Genomic DNA, 16,956 nt, shown 5'->3' with positions numbered 1-16,956 from the left:
GGCGAATAAGCCGGTTGTCTGCCTATCGGCGACAATCCGGCAACCTTTAGTCCGTTTAATGTATGAAACCGATAGGGCGCTGCTGCCCAGTGGACTTCAATCGACACTCGGCAAGCAGCGCGCCTGCCAATTCATCCGCGCTGGCGAATGGCTTGAAGCGCCCCCGGCGCGCGACCGCCGCGAAGTCACCGGGAGTCAGGTATGTCTCGTCGAGCAAGCGAGTCGCAGCACTGCTTTGTGGGTCCTTGAGCGCCAGAGCCTTCAGATGTACGGCAAACAATGTCTGAGCCTGAGCGGTTGCCAGGTAGCCGAAATGCACCTTAAGGTCGAAGCGCCGCAGAGAGGCTTGATCCAGATCGAGGATCAGGTTTGTGGAGGCAATGAACAGCCCTCGGTAGCTTTCCATTTGCGTGAGCATTTCATTGACTGCAGTGACCTCCCAGCTTTGCCGCGCCTTGCGCCGGTCCTGCAAAAAACTGTCGACCTCATCCAGCAGAAGCACGGCGTCTTCTCGTTGCGCGAGCTCGAAGGCGCCCGCCAGGTTCTGCTCAGTCATTCCCACGTAAGGGGATACGAGGTCGGAGACTCGCTTGACCATCAGCGGCTTGCCCAGCTCCTGCGCCAGCCAGTGGCCAAATGCGGTTTTGCCAGTGCCGGGTGGCCCGTAGAAACACAACCGTGCCTGTGGATGAGAGCGCAAACCGTCAACCAGTCCGTCCAGTGGGAGGTCGGCGTTGATCCACTCCGGAGAATAAAGCGCTGGCAAAGCGCCGTCGGTGTGCTGAAGTTTTTCGAAGCCTTGAGCTTTCAGCGTGCCGTCGACAATGCAGCGAATAGTGTTATCCAGCGCCGTGCTGGCGCGCTGCGACACGCTGCGTCCTACGCGCACTGCCCGCTCCAGCACGGCAGGCGTCATTCGCTCGTGTGCACTGAGGTGTTCGATCAACTGATCGCTCAATTTGCCACCGCCACACTCGCGCAGCATCCGCTTGCGTTGTGCCAGTGGCGGGTTGGGCACCTCGATCACCATATCGAAGCGTCGTATATGGGCGGCGTCGATAGCCTCTATGCTGTTGCTCAGCCAGAAACACGGCAGCGTATTTTCTTCCAGCATGCGATTGATCCAGCCTTTCTGCGAGCGACTATTGGCGTCTGCGCTGGCGGTCTGGAAGATGTCTTCGATCTCGTCAAGTACGAGCAAGGCGCGTTGAGAATGCAGCACACTGTTGGCCGCGCGCAGGGAACACAGACGTTGCTTGGCGGACACCGGGTCACCTTGGCTGTCAGTGCAGGCGACTTCATAAAGAGCGCTGCCCAGGCTGTGAGCGATCAGACGACTGAGTTGAGTCTTGCCAGTACCAGGCGGGCCATACAGCAGAATGTTCACACCTTGACGCCCTTGGGCCAAGGATTTGCTCAGGTAGCGTTCGGCGATCATCAGCGGCTGTCTGACATGACTGTAATGCTCCCAGCTCAAGCTGCCGGGTGGACTCAAACGGAACGCATAGGCGAACAGCTCCAGTGGCGTGCCTTTGCTGAAGCGCAGGAGGCCAGGCAGATCCGGGTTGCTAACCGACAACATCGAACTCAACGCCATGACGGAACGGTGGTTGTTGCTTATTTCCAGCAGTCCGGTGCGCATTAGTGGGCTGTTATGCGCTAGGCAGGCCTCGACCTCCGGCAGCGGCAGGCCCAATAGTACTGACAGCACTTTTATTGCACGGTTGAGTCCCAGCATCCCTAGCTGATCTGTAGCATCACTGAGTGTCGGATCGGTGTGCATCAGCACGCAAAACCCGAGCACCTGGAGCTCTGCGTCGGCCAAACCCAACAATTCTCCCAAGGCCTCAAGATTGGTCGCCAGGCTGTCCGGGTAGGGCGCATACAGGGGATCGGTGTTGAAGCTACGAGCGCCTTTGCGCAGTGTCGCCAAGGCAAGTGCGGGACTGTAATTGTCGCCGTCTATCCATTTGGCCAGACCCAGTTCATGCGCCAGATCCTCATCATTGAGGCCGTGTCGGCTGATAAAGGTGCGATGTCCCCCCAGATCCAGCAGCAGTTGGAAACTCCACTTCAGCGATAGCGCACAGGTGTCAACGGCGCGGCGGCTGCCGTGTGCGAAAGGGTTTAATCGGGTTCCCATGCTAGATCTCCTGATGCTGTGGAGGCGGCAGGGTAGGACGAGCAGTGGTCAGGATGTGTCGTGGTTGTCGTGCGTATTGAGTGATGTCATATTGCCTGCCGCTCTCGGCGACTCACTGGATGCCAGATCACTGCAGACGACACATTTTGTCGGTGCCTGGTGATATTGCTGGTTTGAGCACCTTGTTCATCCCGGCGTCAGCCTTCTCAAGGATCGAGTTTTCATGCTTACCGTTCTATCTCTGCTGGATAACAGGCTACGTCCTAAAGGATCACGAGATCCCTTGGCCATCGAGTCCATCTGGAGCTCGGTGGGGCGAAAGGCGGTGGGTAACCTGACAACGGTCACCAGCCGCATGAGCCATTTCATGGTCGCGTTGCTGGCCTGCCGATATGCCCATACAGGCACGAAATCTCGTCCCCTTGAAGATGTCCAGCAGCGGTACGCACGCGCCGAGCAACTGTCGGCTTACCTGCGACTTCATGACTCTGTTAAAGCAGGGCCACTGGGAAGCCAGCTTGCTATCGCCAATCTCAAGCGCGACTCGATGGAATTGGGCGTACACAAGAAGGCGCAAATCCTCAGTAATCAACTCAGCTATGGGCTGTGGGGGCTGTATTCCTCCGCACTACAGGCAGCGGGTCTTATCAAAGGCAGTGAAAGACGACTGACTGACCGAGGTGTGGCGCTCACGGATCTTATGTTGCAGGTGTTTGGTGACTCTCGGTGGCAACGCTTCGAGGATTTAGCCGGCCGGAACAATGTGACCCGGGCGCAACTGTCCCTGTTGGCGCCCGACTTTGCCGCGCTGCTCAATGACAAAGGCGTACGCAAGCACATCGTCCTGGCGCTGCTGAATTACCAAAGGGCTGGCCCCCTGCAAGTCGCGTTGTTCGAGGCGGTTAACGTGTGGCTCCTATTGCCTGGCGATAAATCTTCAGTGCGCGATTTCATTCAGTGGGCGCTGACCGAGCAGAGTGTCGACCCCCAATTGCAGGATGTTCTAAAGCAAATTTTGCTGCTGCAACCAGTGCTGGTGTTTGCCAATACGCTTGTTGCCTGGTTGCAAAGCCAGAAAGGCCGCAGCCGCAGCGATTTGATCGACGACTTGAGTCCACGGCTCACGGCGCCATTTCTACCGTTGGGTTGGAGCAGGCCGGGGTTGCCGCATTTATCGTTCCTGCAGAGCCTCGTGGAGGCTGCCAACGGCGGCGATGCCGCTTCGGTAATCGAGCAGATCGTCATCCAGAACAGCGTAGTGATGGGCCAGAGAGGTGGAGCCGCGTGGCTTCACTGGGAGGCAGACAAACTCAGGGTTCGGGTTCCCGTGGATCGCGCCTGGTTGCCTGAGGATCTTTGCGGTCATTGTGGAAAAACCTGGGATTACAGCTTTTTTCTTCATTCCTTCCTGACCATTGCCAAGGCAGGCCAATAATGAAAGCACACACCATCAGTGATGCGTTCCGGGCCTGTATTGGTGAGCGCGAAGTGACCTCGGCTTTTTTCACAACCTACAGCTTCGAGCCAGACTTCTTCGAGCTTGAGGTCATCCCGCTGCTACTGGGCGATCATGCACTTTCAAGCCAGAGCGATATTCGCTCGGTCCAGCTGCAGGCATTGATGCAGGACAAGGGCAGGCGCTTTGCCGTGGTGCATGACGTGGATGTATTCAACCCCACGGCAGGCAGTCGCCTTGAAGTCGATTATTTGCCCGTGCGGATCGGCGGGGGGTGTCAACACGCCAAGATTGCAATATTGGTTTTGCAGGAAAAGGGCGATCAGATACCGACGATTCTGCTGGTGGCAGGGTCATTCAACCTGACCAAGGCGGGGTGGTGGGACAACATCGAGGTTGGACATTTTGTCGAGCTGCAAGCGACTCGTGCGCCTGCCAATATTCTTGAACCCATGCGCCGTGCACTGCAATTTTTTCAGGCAGCCGCGCCCACCCCTGTCCTGGATGAAATAGTGAATGTGCAGGCCGGCTGGTTGGCGAGCGCCGATGATCCTGATTGCAGCTTCTATTTCTCCGGGGCTGCTTCTAAGCGTTTGGCTTTCCTCGACTTCATTGGCCAGCGCCCACATACGTTGCCCGCTGCCAAGGATGCAGCCACGTTGGAAATCGTCAGTCCTTTCTTCGGCGAGAAACCGGACAGTGGCGATACTCAGAAACTGATGAGTCTGTTCCCGACAGTCCGTTTGCTGCTGCCTCGGGATGAGGAGAAGCGGGCACTTGTCGATCCTGGAGTATTTGACGCGTTCAATACCGATCAATGGTGCGGTTGGGCCTCTGCCTGGAACGATAGCCATCAGGTCATCGGAGCCCCCTTTCGCCGGGTACATGCAAAGATATTCCAGGGGCGCGGCAAGCGGTCGTGGCAGTTTGTGGGGTCAGTGAATTTCAGCCACAAGGCATTTCGGGAAAATGTCGAGGCTGGTTTTCTTCTGCAAGGAGGCGATTTCCCGCCATTGCTGGAGCCTTTGACGGCCCTGCCTTCGGGGTTTGCCCCGGACTCGGATTCGCATAGCGCTGAAGCTTCGGAAGGACTGGCAATGCCGGTCTTGCGCCTGGCATACGACTGGAACAGTCAATGGCTGGAGGTGATAGCACAGGATTCGATCAGCGGTGAGCTGACATTGCTGGACAACCCAACGCCAAGCCTTGGCTCAATTGTTTTCGCACAGACAACTTCGGGCAATGCGTTTCTGCCTGCATTGCGTGACCATCTGGAACGTTCTTCTCTGGTCTGGGTGCGCTGGCAGTCAGGTGCCGAGTGCGTGGAGCGTTACCTGATGGTGACGCAGCGCAACATTTACTGTCGTCCCAGCCAGTTGCCGGCGATGGACCTGCAAAGTCTATTGCGTTTGTTCATCGAGATGCGCCTTACCAAAAAAATCAGCCAGTTCGGTGAGCTGGCTCAACAGATGCTTAACCTCCGTGCCGCACTGGGTGCGACGGATGAACAACTGCCGGAAATGATGGACGCGATTGAAGCCAAAAGCTTCTTCGCGGAGTTCTCGCAGGTCAATGGCGCGTTCTGGCAATTGGAACGCACCCTTGCACTGGCGGCAGACGAAAACAGCGCAAAAAAACTCGCGTACTACCTCGCTGGCTGTCAGCCCGACTCTTTGAAGGCCATGCTGGAAAGCGTGGAAGCGGGGGGCGGTGATGAGGAAACGGTGGTTGTGCGCTATTTGACGCTGGTCAGCATGCAAGGCTTGTTGACCCGATATCCGCAGCACAGCTGCGCGACCCTGATACGGCGAGTACAGGCACTCATCGCTGAACTGGAAAATGACGAGCTGTTGTGTCATCTCGACGAGGCCGAAGGTACGCGTTTTCTCGAATGGTTCAGGACTCAATTTCAGCGTCCCTTGACCCCTGCAAATTCACGGAAGAAGGATGTCTCTCATGCAGCGGATCAATAAAGCCACGGTCGGGACCGTCATCGATTTTTCAGGTGGCAACCCTGAACTCAAGGGATTGGCTGAGCAGCAATTGTTGGGCGCTGTCGCCCTGTATAATAAGCTCGCGGACCATCAGGTGGCGTACCTCGCCGATGAAGTGGGGATGGGCAAGACTTACATCGGCCTCGGTGTCGTTGCATTGATGCGGCATTTCAACCCCAGTTTGCGTGTCCTGTATCTGTTGCCAAAAAACAACGTTCGCGACAAATGGATCAAGGACTATCGGGCGTTTGTACATAGCAACTACCGGCTTGAGGATATGGCGGTCAAAGGCCTGGGTGGGGAGCCGGTCACTCCGTTCAGAGCCTGTCACAATTTGTCTGAGGTAGTTCAGACAGTGGCGAGTGGCAACGAGCGCGATCTATTTATCTGCACATCAGCCTTCAGCTTTGCAATGGGAAATACCGTAGCCGACATGCTGCGTTGGACACAGCGATTTGAGGAGTTGATGCCTCAACATCGCAAGCTTCTGGAGAAGATCGTCAGGCAGTTGAACACTATGGACGGCAGAAGCAATCCAGGGGGACTCAAGCGGCAGGTCAAGGATGTCTGGGTGAAGGCGTTGGGCGAGATGTTGCCCCGCTTCGATCTGGTGGTAGTGGACGAAGCGCACAACCTGCGTGCTGGCCGTGAAAGCAGCGACCGTAATCGCTTGTTGGCGACCTTGCTGGGCGACAACAAGCGTATCAAGCGCCTTTTGCTACTGTCGGCAACACCCTACGACCGCCATCTTGAACAGTTGCGCAACCAACTCGCGTTGTTCGGCTTCCAGGGGTATGCGGCACTGCCGGAGGGCGGCGATCCGGCCGACCCCGACATGCACGCGGCGCTCAGTCGCCTGTTCGTACGTCGCCTGAACACGCTCACGCTTGATCAGGTGGCTCACACCCGCAACATGTATCGTCGTGAGCATCGCAGCGGCGAGGCTGCGGAAGTGAAGATGACCGTAGCGCAAAAATTGTTCGCCGCTCTGCTGCAAAAGAAGGTGAGCGAGCACTTGCAGGAGAACTGCTCTAATCGTTTTGAGCTGGGTATGCTGGCGTCGTTCGAGAGTTACCTGCCTGGCGAAAAAAACCGGCCGGTAGAGTTCGATGGTCATGAGGCCGCGGACGAAGGCGATTCGTTACGGGATGCGGCAGACCGCAGCGTCGTTGAATATCTGGTGGACGATTACGAGAACTCCTTCAAACGCAGACCACCGCATCCAAAAATGGACAGTGTGAGTCAACAGACGCATCGTCTGGCGTTTGTCGAAGGCAAGAAACAGTTGATTTTCGTCCGCCGTGTGCGCAGCGTTTCCGAGCTGAAGTTCAAGCTCGAAGAAGCCTACGACGATTGGATTAGTGGCTACATCGTCGGCGACAATGCTGTTGTCAAAAGTTACCAGCTATACCGAACGCGCACGGTCGAACGTAGTCACTCCCTGATCGAAAACGATGTCGCTGACGTGTTCGATGCACCGGCAAGCAGCGACAATTTCTTTACCTGGTTCTATCGTGGTCAGAATCCGGAGCTGGTCAGCATCAAGGGCCTGGGGCAGTTGCCCCACAACTTCCGTAGCACGCTGTTGCAGAGCCGATTGTTCGAGGCTAACTGGTTATCTTTGCCGGGCATGCCCGCCATGACGTCGTTGATAATCGATTGGAGCGTGATCGGCAAGAGCGAGTCTGTCGCCAGCCCCGGCCAACGTTATCGATTGGCTCAATACGCGTATCTGCGGGCAGTCGCAACGCGTGACGATGCAGCCGCGACAGTCGCCAAGTGCGTGTTGAATGTGTTGTTCGAAGGGTTTCAGGCCACTTGTGACTTGGCTGATCCTTCAGTTCTTGCCCGTGAGCTGGAGCGTTCAACACTCTGGGATAGCCTGAGGCGCCATGACGAACTTGCCGTACTTGCACCTCAATGGAGCCCAGAGGTATTCACCCAACTTGCCACTTTGAACAATGGTGCTGTTGATCGGCTGTTACGCAGACTGAGTACCCATCAGGAGCTGCTGGGCGCCCTGTGCCGTGTGGATCATCCTTTCATTGATCTGTATTCGCTCAGGAACGCTCGCAGGGAAAAGGACGGTGACGCCGACGGCCTGTTCATAGAGGCACTGGTCGAGCTGTTGGGCGTTCAATGCGTGAAACACACCCCGTTCAGCAGTTATCAGATACTGCGCGATACCGTCGTGAACCTGGATTTGTTGATCAAACTCAACTTTCCGGAGATTTACTCCCGGTCGGTCAGCAGCCTGACCAAGTACCTGGCCACCCAGGTCCGTTCCACTTCACCCATTCGCGGAGCTACCGGCGAGAACAGCGCCAGCCGTACAGCAATTGCCACGCTCTTCCGCATGCCTGGCTATCCACGTGTGCTGATATCCACCGATGTCTTTCAAGAAGGGGAAGACCTGCATACCTTCTGCGACAGTGTCGTGCATTACGGTATTTCCTCCAGCCCCATCGCTCTGGAGCAAAAGGTCGGCCGTGTTGATCGGGTCGGGTCACTGGCACATCGGCGCATGCTCTCGGCAGGCACCGATTATGCCGAGCATTTCATTCAGGTGGGCTTTCCGCACATCCGTCAAAGCATGGAGTTTTATCAGGTACGCCAGGCTGCGGCCAACATGAACGCATTCATTCAAACGCTGCATGCCGTGGGCCACCTGGGACCCCGGTTCAAGCGCGAAGTGGAGCTGCATGAGGAGTTGGTGGACCAGGCGCCCGTGAAGCCGCAGATCCTCGATTTTCTCACCAGCCATTATGAAATCACTGACGAAGACCTTCAGGGCGATGACCGCAGTGAGGCGATAAGCAATCAGGCCAGTGTCATGACGCGGCGTCTGGCTCATGTCAAAACCCAACTGGGGACCACGCTCAGAGATCTGACTGGCGATCCGCAGGCTTTCGTGAGGGACGCTGGAGACGGCTGGCATCTGTCGACGGCGGATTTCGACACGCCGAGCGTTACCGTGCGCAGCGCTGTTGGCATGGCTGAATTGTTGGTAGCCGCGACGATACCCCGCGATATCGACGAACCGGGCGACATCCTTAGCCCCATCGGCCGCGTCCGCTTCCTAAAGACCCTGCAAGCAGACCCGTTCAGACGGGTGTTGCTGGCGCCGACTGCCGAAAAAACTAAGCGATTCGCTTTGCAGTACAACGCCGAAAATTACGCGGGCAGCGATGGTGTTCTAGTCGGTGACGAAATTCTCGACGTCTATCGGCGTGTCTCAGGCTCGAGTTCTACATCCAGCAAACGCACCGAGGAAACGGTTGCGCGCATCCACGGGATGGTAGACAGACTCGTACACGACACTGAGCGCATGAGCGTCAGGCGGCTTTCGACGTGGAGGCTTGAGTTCCATTTCAAACTGGAGGGGCGATACCAATTGGTCCGGTGGGGGTTCAAGGGCCAGTACGTGGTGTTCACCTCCAAGATTGTCGATCACAAATGGACCAGAAAATTGGCGATGTTCAAACAGTTCAGCCAGTCACCGCTGGTGGAGCACACGCTTGGACGCAATTGCCGATTCGATCTGGTGGACTTCCATGTCGACCAGGACGAAGAGCTGAGCGTGCGGGCGTGTCATCCAGTGCAACATCTGAATGATGAAGAGTTGATGCACATCGCCCATCAGGTCGCATCTCAGGCAGACAGGCTGGAGCACGTATTGATGGGGCGGGAAGGAGAGATCGGGGACGACGACTGAGTATCACCGCCAGGGTGAGTATTTTTCGTGCCTTTGGAATCTGCGGTTCGGCCCCGACACAATCTGTCGCGACCGGCTCTTAGGCTGAGCACAGACCACAAGAGAGGGATGCGAAATGCTGAAGAACGTGCTGGCTACTGTCGGTTTGGCCGTGGTGCTCAAAGCGAGCTTTGATCTGTATCTGAAGTACAAACAGATGGAGCGAGAGAATGATACCTGGCGCAAGTCGGCCTCCGGCGGGGAGTGATGCGCTAATTGCCTGGTTTTTTAATTGATCCAAAAAATCTTCAAGTTCGACGTCTGCTGTCCGATAGCTTTCTGATGCGCCGATGGGTTTCCAGCGGCTCAATCAAGACACTGCCTTCGGACTTCCGCAAGCTTCTCTTGCAAGGCTGCAAAGCCCAAGAGCTCAAATCAATGGAATGGTGATTACAGTGTCCTCCAGAGACTATCTCTATCAGAAGTTACGGCCTGAGCTGTTGGCCGCCACCGAAGAACCTCCCGCCCAGACTGCGCCCGCATCGCGAAGCACATTGCCTCGCTTCACACTGGAGCGGGACGTAGTGCTTTCGCCGCAGGTCAAGCAACAGCTCGATGAAGCCTTGGTGAAAATTCACCACCATCACACCATCTACGTCACCTGGGGCTTCGCTGAGGTCGACCCTTGTGGCAGCGGCACGATCCTGAACTTTCATGGCGCGCCGGGTACGGGAAAGACGCTTACGGCCGAGGCATTTTCCGGGAGTATCGGCAAACGGCTTATCAGCGCCAGCATTGCCGACCTAGAAAGCAAGTTCATGGGCGATACGTCAAAGAATATTGCGCAGTTGTTCGAGTCGGCGCGTGCTGAAGACGCCGTGTTGTTCCTCGACGAGGCCGATACCTTGCTGGGTAAACGCTTGTCGTCGGTCACCCAGGGCATTGATAACGAGGTCAATGCCATGCGCTCCACGCTGCTTATCGAGTTGGAGAAGCACACTGGCATCGTGATTTTTGCGACTAACTTTGCGCGCAACTATGACAGCGCCTTTGTCAGCCGTATTTCTCAGCACATTCGTTTCGAACTACCTGGCGAAAGTGAGCGGCGTGCGCTCTGGGCACGCATGCTGGTAGCGGGAATCCCTCTGGCCGAGGAGCGGGAAGGGGTGCTTGACGTCGTCGCCGCAGCTTCTGAGGGGCTGTCTGGCCGTGAAATTCGCACCTGCTTACGACTGGCTTTGCCCAAGCCTTTACTGGCCAATGGCGCCGGAGTTCTGCAACTGGCACATCTTCAAGAAGCACTCGCTCAGCTTCTGGCTGCGCGCCAAGACATTCACACTTCGCGACCCGAGGTTGATCTCGGCACTGTCGCGGCGACACGTAAAGCATTGGGCATTCATCAAAGGAGCGATAGTTAATGGGCTGGTTTGATTCTCTCGTAAGTACGGTTTCAAACGCCGTGTCGTCGGCGTTTCGTGCTGTCAAACAAACAGTCAGCAAAGCCGTCAAATGGCTTGCCGACGAAGCAGAAACCTTTGTCGGAGAAGTCAAACGGCTTTACCAGGCAGCCAAGCCTTACATTTCCAGCATGCGCGTAGGGCTTCGGACCCTGGCGATCCATGTGCCCTGGCCGTGGGTCAAAGCCTTGAGTCTGGGTCTGGAACGTGCCTTGGCTGTACTGGAGCACCTGGACACCCACCCGCTGGCCGCCAAGGTGCAGCAGGCCATCGATTGGGTGATCGCTCGTGCCCGTGAATGGCAGAAAAAGTTGCTGGATGAGCAGGAAATCGCCGAAGCGCAGGCGCGGGAGCGGGATCTGAATGCTGCCATGGCCAAAACCCAAGGCCCAGAGCGCGAAGCACTTCAGGCGATTGCACTGACCAACCGTTACCACTTGGTCAAGGCATTGACCAATCGTCTGATCGAAACGGAGGCGTTCGTGGATTTCGACCACTACCTGCGCGTTCGCGCTGTGCAGAAGCTGCTGCAGGTTTACGAAGAACAAATGACCCAGCTTGAAGACATCGGCTCCCTGAGCCAGGAGCCGCTGTTCATTATCGATGTCGCCACCCAACTGATCGAAGCGCGGGCAGAATTGAACGATGCTGACGTGCAGCGTCTGGATGAACTGACCGTCAAGCACTTTGACAAGGCAGTGATTCCGTTTGTGTTCGAGGAGATGATCCTGGTGTGGGGCCTGGATTTGCAAAATGCTCAAAAAACCTGGGAAGAGCTGAATAAACGAGTGGTCAAGGACCGAGTGCTCAAGCGCCGCCTGGAGATGGAGGCGGAACTGGAACCACTGGAAGCAGAAGAGGCGCGGATGCTGGACGATCTGCGCATTCTGTTGCCGCGAGACGAAGCTCAACTTGAAGCGCTGGGCAACGAGACCCGCGCCAAGCGTAATTATGTGTTCGCCGCGGAAGGCTTTCTGCAACTGCTTGAGAAAAGCGAGGAACAGCTCGTGGCCGATGATCAGGAGTATTTGATCGACCACGGTGGCAAGGTTGGCGAGATTCTGGTGCGTTGCGCTCAAAACGGCGAGAAATGGGAACGCCTGAGCCCAGAGGAGCAGTCGCTGATTGTCAGCTTCGCCAATATTTTCGAGGCCGACTGCAAGAAGCGTACTGATGCCTTCAGAGTGATTGAGGTTGCGGCATGATTGGCGAGATCCTGCAGTTCTTGACCCCTTCGCTGAGCAATCCGCTGGAAGTGTTTTTTTTCAGCATCATCCTGTTCGGTCTGTTGCTGTCGCTGATTACTTCACAGGTTTTCGGTCAACCGGCGAAGTGGGAAAAAAACTGGCGCGGCGGGGCTCGCATCAACGCGCTGGACATTGAGCACGGATCCATCGGTGAGTTGAGCCACGCTGTCGCTTCCGGTTGGGAGCGCTTTGCTTCCAATATGCCGGGGTTGCTGCTGATCATCGGGCTGCTGGGTACGTTTCTGGGCCTGGGCCTGGCGTTGGACAAGGCATCGACCATCCTTCAAGGACATGACGATTCGCTGAACGCCATGAGCGGTTCCCTGACCCAGCTCACCGGCATGATGAAAGACCTGGGCACCAAGTTCAAAACCTCCACTTGGGGGATCATTGCCTTCATTATGATCAAGCTGTGGGAAGCAGCACCCTGGTCGGCGGAAAGCAAGCGCACGGACTGGTGCCTGGGGCATATGAAGGCTGAGATCGATCTGAGCCGAAAAGCCGCGCTTGCATTGCATGCCGAACGTGATCAGGTGAACCTGACTGCCCTCGAGACTGTCGGTACCCGGCTGGTCGAGGCATTCAATGCCCAAGGGCTGCTGGTGGCCTCCGAGCTCAAGCAGATAAAGGCTGTCGAGTTCCAGAACGGCAAACAATCTGAAAGCCAACTCACAGCGCTGGGTGAAAGGCTTGCCAGTCTGGCAGTCGAAAATGAACTCGGCCGTAAAGCCTCGCAGGCGCTGCGCAAGGAAAGTGAGCAAGAGAATCGGGCCGCACTGGAAAATGTCGGTACGCGGCTGATTGAGGCATTCAACACCCAGGGTCTACAGCTGTCGACCGAGCTCAAACAGCTCAAGACGGTTGAATTCCAGAACGGTAAACAGGCCGAGAGCCATTTCAATGCGCTGGCTACCCGGCTTGCCGACCATCATCAACAGCTCGGTGAGATCGCCAGACTCAGTGAAAACCTTCCACGAATCGCCGAGATGAGTACTCAGCTCAGCCGCTTGGTTGAGGTCGAAGAGAGCCTCAAGAGCCTGCAGACGCTCGAGATGCAATTGGGCGAAGTGGCGGACAGCACCAGGGCGTCGAGCGAAAGTCTGCAAGGTTACGTGGAGGCCAAAACCGACAACTTGCTACGTCAGGAGGCCGCGGTACAGTTGATGGGCGAGTCCGCCACGCTACTGGCTGATTCAGCTGGGCTGCTTAAAGGCGGTGTGCAGGTCATGCAGGAAAAACTCAGCGGCGCGATTCACTCGCTGAATGAGGATTTCGCCGGGCACTTGGTAGAAATGAAGGTGAGCATGGATGACAACATCACTCGGCTGGGCACCGTCATTGAGACTATCGAAGAGAGCCTGACCGGCACCATTAGCACAATGAGCCGTGATTTTACCCAGAACACCCAGGACATGGCAGCCAATTTGAAAGGGGCGACCGACAATATTTCCACTGCGGTCCATCAGTTGTCAGAGCACGTCGGCACCGTGGTCAACGAAGTCAAGGTGACCACTGAAAGCGCCAAGGACATGCAGAAGAAAACCAGCTCCCAGTTCTCCCTCACCAGCGCCACGCTCAACGAAGCGATTGAAGTCATGAGCTCCAATATGGATGAGCTCGGTAAGAGTATTTCGCAGGGCCTGAAGGAGGCGTCCGAGGCAGGGCAGAAGATGGATGCGGTGGCGAAAAAGCTGGTGACCTTTCCGCAACTCGCCGAGCAGTTCACTGCGCTCAACGTGCAATTCAAAACCATGACTGACCAGGGTGCTCAAACCCAGGAGGCACTGGAAGCCTTGCCGGCCAGGCTGACCCCTTTAAATGCAGGCGTCAAACTGCTTGAGCAATTATGTGATTCGGCGCGTCAGCTGCCCCCGGTTATTCAGGACGTGAAGGCAATTGCGGAGTCGCATCGTCAAGGCCAGCAAACCATGAACGCTCTGCCTGAACAGTTGGCGACCAATATCGACAAGCAGTTTGCCAATCGCATCCAGGTACTCAGCGAGGCAGCACAGTCGACTGTGACGTTGCTGGGCCGACTCACGGCGGACTATGAACCTGCGCCTGCGAGTGGTTTGCAGACCGATAAAGCTCAGCTGGCGTAATCGACCATGAAAGAAAAACCCAGCGAATGGATTTCCATCTCGGACCTCATGGCGGGTGTCATGGCGGTCGTGATGCTCATGCTTGTGGTTTCGGTGTTGCAGAACAAGGCGGCTGAAGCGGCGATGCGAGTCGAGAAGCAACAGATGGAAGCGGCGCGTCAGGCAGAAAAGGCCCAAGGTGCGGCAACTCAACAAACACGCCTGAGTGCTTTGCTTGAAGCGATGCAGGCGGACCTTGCGCATGGCGGTGAAGGTGGACTTATCGATGTCGATATCAAGAACCGCCGGCTGACTTTGCCTGACAACGCCTTCGGCCGTGGCAGCGCCTGTATTACCGATGAGGCCAGGCAGGCGCTCACGCAACTGAGTGTTCGCGTCGCTACCTTCATTCACGATTACGGCCAAGGCCAGGTATTGGTCGAGGGGCATACCGACAATGTGCCGGTAAGCCGACCGGTCACTGATTATGAGCGGTACTGCACGGTCTATGACGATAACTACACGCTCTCCGCTGCTCGGGCACGGGAGGCGCGCAAATTGTTGGTGTTGGCCCTGGACGGGCAGCAATCATTGCGAGTGATTGTGGCGGGTTACGGTGATTCCAGACCAAAACCCGGCCTGAACCCGGCAAGCGCAGAAAATCGGCGCGTTGAAGTTCAGTTGGTGGTGTCTCAGGAGGATCGCTCGCTCGACGGGAGCTGATCTTTGTCTTGAAGGGCACGTCACGCAGGTAACGTGCCTCGTGAACAGAATGGTTGCCGACAGCCTGCTGTTTAGGGTCGGCAACCGGGATGAGAACGCTCAATTAGCCAATCTGGCAACCCCCACGCATTCATTACCCTGCATTTTCAGTTCAAGGATGACCTTGCGCGTATCCAGCACGGCCTGGCTGATTTCACGCAAGCGTCCGGTGCTGTCTGTCGTGAGTTTCAGCAGGCGTTTGTCTTGGGCCTTCAACAAGGACTGCCGTCGCGCATTGAGCTCCGCGCTGGACTCAGTAAGGGCGGACAAGTTGTTGGCTCTTTCCTTGTAAGCATCGCGAAATTTTTCGACGGCGCCGTGTTTACCCTCGAACCTTTCGGCGACGCTGGTGAGGGCGTCAAGGCGCACTTGCACCCACTCCATTTGCCCCGGGAAGGTATCGAGCAAGCGGCACGCGACCATTCGGGCAGCCAGGCAGAGCTGTGATTGTTCGAGCGAATGACTGAACCTTTCCAGCTCTTTTTCCAGCGCCGCTTTCAACTTGGTGGTGCCGAAGGTGGTGGAAACATTCAGTGTGCTAATACTGTTGGTGATGTTGTCAAGTTCGAGTTCCAGATGCTTCTGGATTTGCCCAAGTTGTACTTCTTGAGCTTCAAGCTGAGCAGGGACTGAATCATTAAGTTTCCCGTTCAAAAGCGCGGGTGCGATTTGACGCAGGTAATCAATGCTGCCGGTGATCTGGCCTTCTCGCTTATTTTGCTGAAACTGCTCGATGCGCTCTACCCCGGCGAGGATGTCACTCAACTTGGCGCTGATGTCTGCCAGGTGCTGTTGGGCGACGACGGCAGAGGCAATCTGAAATAACGCAGCCGAATTGACCAGGCTTGTCAGGTTATTGTCCTGAAACAGTCTGGCGTGTTCAGTAAATTTGCCGTCGGCAGATCTGGAGAAGGCACGTAGACCGTTGCCATCCTTCGCCGCTGCCAATGGGCCATTGATCTCCACTCGAAAATACTGATTCGAGTTTGCAACGCCCGTAGTGATCAAGTTGGGTATGGACTGGAGAAGGGGCGATAGTCGGCTCAAACCCAGTTGCGCTACCTGGTTGCTGTCACCGTGATCAGATGCAGTTGGCAGCGAGAGTGTCTTTACCGAGAGCACAGGAGCATTTTCGCTCGAGCCAACCAGCCATTGCTCACCATCGTCCCGTTTGGCGAGCCCTTTGATGCGAGTAATTTCACCAGTCATGTTTACCTCCAGGTAAACGAGGTTGCATGCCTTTCTGTCGGATGTAGGCGATTTGAACCACGCAAGGCAAGGTGATCCGAAATGCAGGGGACGCCAGAGAATAGCCTGCCAGACCTGCACCCAGAGCGACTCCGATTGGACCCAGGGCCAAGCCTGCCAACCTGCCCATGAGCATCTCCGCTCCCAACACAGCACCTGCACCGAGAAGGTTGGCTCCCAGGGAGGCGGAAATAAATGAGGTCACATCCAGTGTTGCCGCATGCCCAAAGCCCATACGGTTCAAGAAGTGGGTGAATGAGAAAGGATTGGCGGCATCAGACTCGCCAAACTTCTCTGCAAATTGCGCACGAGCTTCCTTGGACATCTTGTCCCATGCCTTGTCCAATAGGCGTTGCAATACTTTGAGCTCAATCGTGCCGAGGTCGTCTGAGTCCGTACTCTTTCCGCCGACATGGGAAAGCACGTCGGTGGCGATCTCTTTGTACGTCACGCCGCCACTACGGAACAGATTGGTAATACTGTTACCGCCAAACATGCGGAGCTCGTGCACCAGCAATGCCAGCACATCTTTGTCAAAGGCCTTGTCTTCACCAGCCTGGTGCAGAAATTCCTTTACCGTACCAGCAAGCGAGATCCGTCCTTTCCCTGAGTCCGTGATGTAATCCACCAATAAACAAACGTCATCCGGTTCGGCTGCCAGCAGCAGTGCAAGCAACGGCTCGTCACCGGCAATATTTATTTCAGACATCTACTCCCCCCTTGGTTAAAAACATGCATCGTAAAAGTACTTCTGACGCTGTGGGCGCCCGATTCCATAGCCCTAGCATCAGCTCACCAACACTTGCGTTCGCCAGTTTTACGAGCTGAGTACAAGCGCGGATCATGAAAAAAATAAGGGCGAGCTCACATTGTT

At 56.2% G+C, this 16,956-nt stretch carries 11 protein-coding genes; 8 read left to right on the top strand and 3 right to left on the bottom strand.

Annotated features, from left to right (window positions below; translation table 11 throughout):
* Positions 1-55 precede the first annotated feature (55 nt).
* Positions 56-2,143 (bottom strand): AAA family ATPase, encoded by a 2,088-nt coding sequence (locus tag J3361_RS08965; protein WP_207963989.1) that lies wholly within the window; start codon positions 2,141-2,143, stop codon positions 56-58.
* A gap of 223 nt (positions 2,144-2,366) precedes the next feature.
* Between J3361_RS08965 and J3361_RS08960 the strand changes: the two genes are divergently transcribed.
* From J3361_RS08960 to J3361_RS08930, 8 genes are all read left to right on the top strand, one after another.
* Entirely contained in the window at positions 2,367-3,578 is a 1,212-nt protein-coding gene (locus J3361_RS08960) for a hypothetical protein (protein ID WP_207963987.1), read from the top strand.
* Complete coding sequence (locus J3361_RS08955) at positions 3,578-5,572, top strand: hypothetical protein (RefSeq protein WP_207963985.1); 1,995 nt, start codon at positions 3,578-3,580, stop codon at positions 5,570-5,572. Before J3361_RS08960 ends, J3361_RS08955 begins: the two co-directional genes overlap by 1 nt.
* On the top strand, positions 5,556-9,308 hold the full coding sequence (locus tag J3361_RS08950) for a DEAD/DEAH box helicase (RefSeq protein ID WP_207963984.1): 3,753 nt from the start codon (positions 5,556-5,558) through the stop codon (positions 9,306-9,308). Before J3361_RS08955 ends, J3361_RS08950 begins: the two co-directional genes overlap by 17 nt.
* A gap of 115 nt (positions 9,309-9,423) precedes the next feature.
* The gene (locus J3361_RS29700; RefSeq protein ID WP_279382068.1) at positions 9,424-9,555 is read left to right on the top strand and encodes a hypothetical protein; all 132 of its coding nucleotides are present in this window, start codon (positions 9,424-9,426) and stop codon (positions 9,553-9,555) included.
* Positions 9,556-9,637: 82 nt separating this feature from the next.
* On the top strand, positions 9,638-10,705 hold the full coding sequence (locus J3361_RS08945; RefSeq protein WP_243458801.1) for an ATP-binding protein: 1,068 nt from the start codon (positions 9,638-9,640) through the stop codon (positions 10,703-10,705).
* Positions 10,705-11,949 (top strand): hypothetical protein, encoded by a 1,245-nt coding sequence (locus J3361_RS08940; protein ID WP_207963983.1) that lies wholly within the window; start codon positions 10,705-10,707, stop codon positions 11,947-11,949. Before J3361_RS08945 ends, J3361_RS08940 begins: the two co-directional genes overlap by 1 nt.
* Positions 11,946-14,093 carry a hypothetical protein gene (locus tag J3361_RS08935; RefSeq protein ID WP_207963982.1) on the top strand — a complete coding sequence of 716 codons (2,148 nt, stop codon included), beginning with the start codon at positions 11,946-11,948 and terminating at the stop codon, positions 14,091-14,093. Before J3361_RS08940 ends, J3361_RS08935 begins: the two co-directional genes overlap by 4 nt.
* A gap of 6 nt (positions 14,094-14,099) precedes the next feature.
* A complete protein-coding gene (locus J3361_RS08930; protein ID WP_207963981.1) occupies positions 14,100-14,795 on the top strand; it encodes an OmpA family protein in 696 nt (231 codons plus the stop codon).
* A gap of 99 nt (positions 14,796-14,894) precedes the next feature.
* On the opposite strand, the gene J3361_RS08925 is transcribed toward J3361_RS08930, so the two are convergent.
* The gene (locus tag J3361_RS08925) at positions 14,895-16,043 is read right to left on the bottom strand and encodes a hypothetical protein (RefSeq protein ID WP_207963980.1); all 1,149 of its coding nucleotides are present in this window, start codon (positions 16,041-16,043) and stop codon (positions 14,895-14,897) included.
* Complete coding sequence (locus J3361_RS08920) at positions 16,033-16,791, bottom strand: hypothetical protein (protein ID WP_207963978.1); 759 nt, start codon at positions 16,789-16,791, stop codon at positions 16,033-16,035. Before J3361_RS08920 ends, J3361_RS08925 begins: the two co-directional genes overlap by 11 nt.
* Between the last annotated feature and the right edge of the window lie 165 nt (positions 16,792-16,956).

It is taken from the genome of Pseudomonas sp. OA65, assembly GCF_017498305.1.
Taxonomy (GTDB): domain Bacteria; phylum Pseudomonadota; class Gammaproteobacteria; order Pseudomonadales; family Pseudomonadaceae; genus Aquipseudomonas; species Aquipseudomonas zanjanensis.
This window is presented reverse-complemented; position numbering and strand designations above follow the sequence as displayed.

Coding starts and splice junctions, on each gene's coding strand:
- J3361_RS08965 (WP_207963989.1), bottom strand. CDS start 2,143: ATGGGAACCCGATTAAACCCTTTCGCACACGGCAGCCGCCGCGCCGTT.
- J3361_RS08960 (WP_207963987.1), top strand. CDS start 2,367: ATGCTTACCGTTCTATCTCTGCTGGATAACAGGCTACGTCCTAAAGGA.
- J3361_RS08955 (WP_207963985.1), top strand. CDS start 3,578: ATGAAAGCACACACCATCAGTGATGCGTTCCGGGCCTGTATTGGTGAG.
- J3361_RS08950 (WP_207963984.1), top strand. CDS start 5,556: ATGCAGCGGATCAATAAAGCCACGGTCGGGACCGTCATCGATTTTTCA.
- J3361_RS29700 (WP_279382068.1), top strand. CDS start 9,424: ATGCTGAAGAACGTGCTGGCTACTGTCGGTTTGGCCGTGGTGCTCAAA.
- J3361_RS08945 (WP_243458801.1), top strand. CDS start 9,638: ATGGGTTTCCAGCGGCTCAATCAAGACACTGCCTTCGGACTTCCGCAA.
- J3361_RS08940 (WP_207963983.1), top strand. CDS start 10,705: ATGGGCTGGTTTGATTCTCTCGTAAGTACGGTTTCAAACGCCGTGTCG.
- J3361_RS08935 (WP_207963982.1), top strand. CDS start 11,946: ATGATTGGCGAGATCCTGCAGTTCTTGACCCCTTCGCTGAGCAATCCG.
- J3361_RS08930 (WP_207963981.1), top strand. CDS start 14,100: ATGAAAGAAAAACCCAGCGAATGGATTTCCATCTCGGACCTCATGGCG.
- J3361_RS08925 (WP_207963980.1), bottom strand. CDS start 16,043: ATGACTGGTGAAATTACTCGCATCAAAGGGCTCGCCAAACGGGACGAT.
- J3361_RS08920 (WP_207963978.1), bottom strand. CDS start 16,791: ATGTCTGAAATAAATATTGCCGGTGACGAGCCGTTGCTTGCACTGCTG.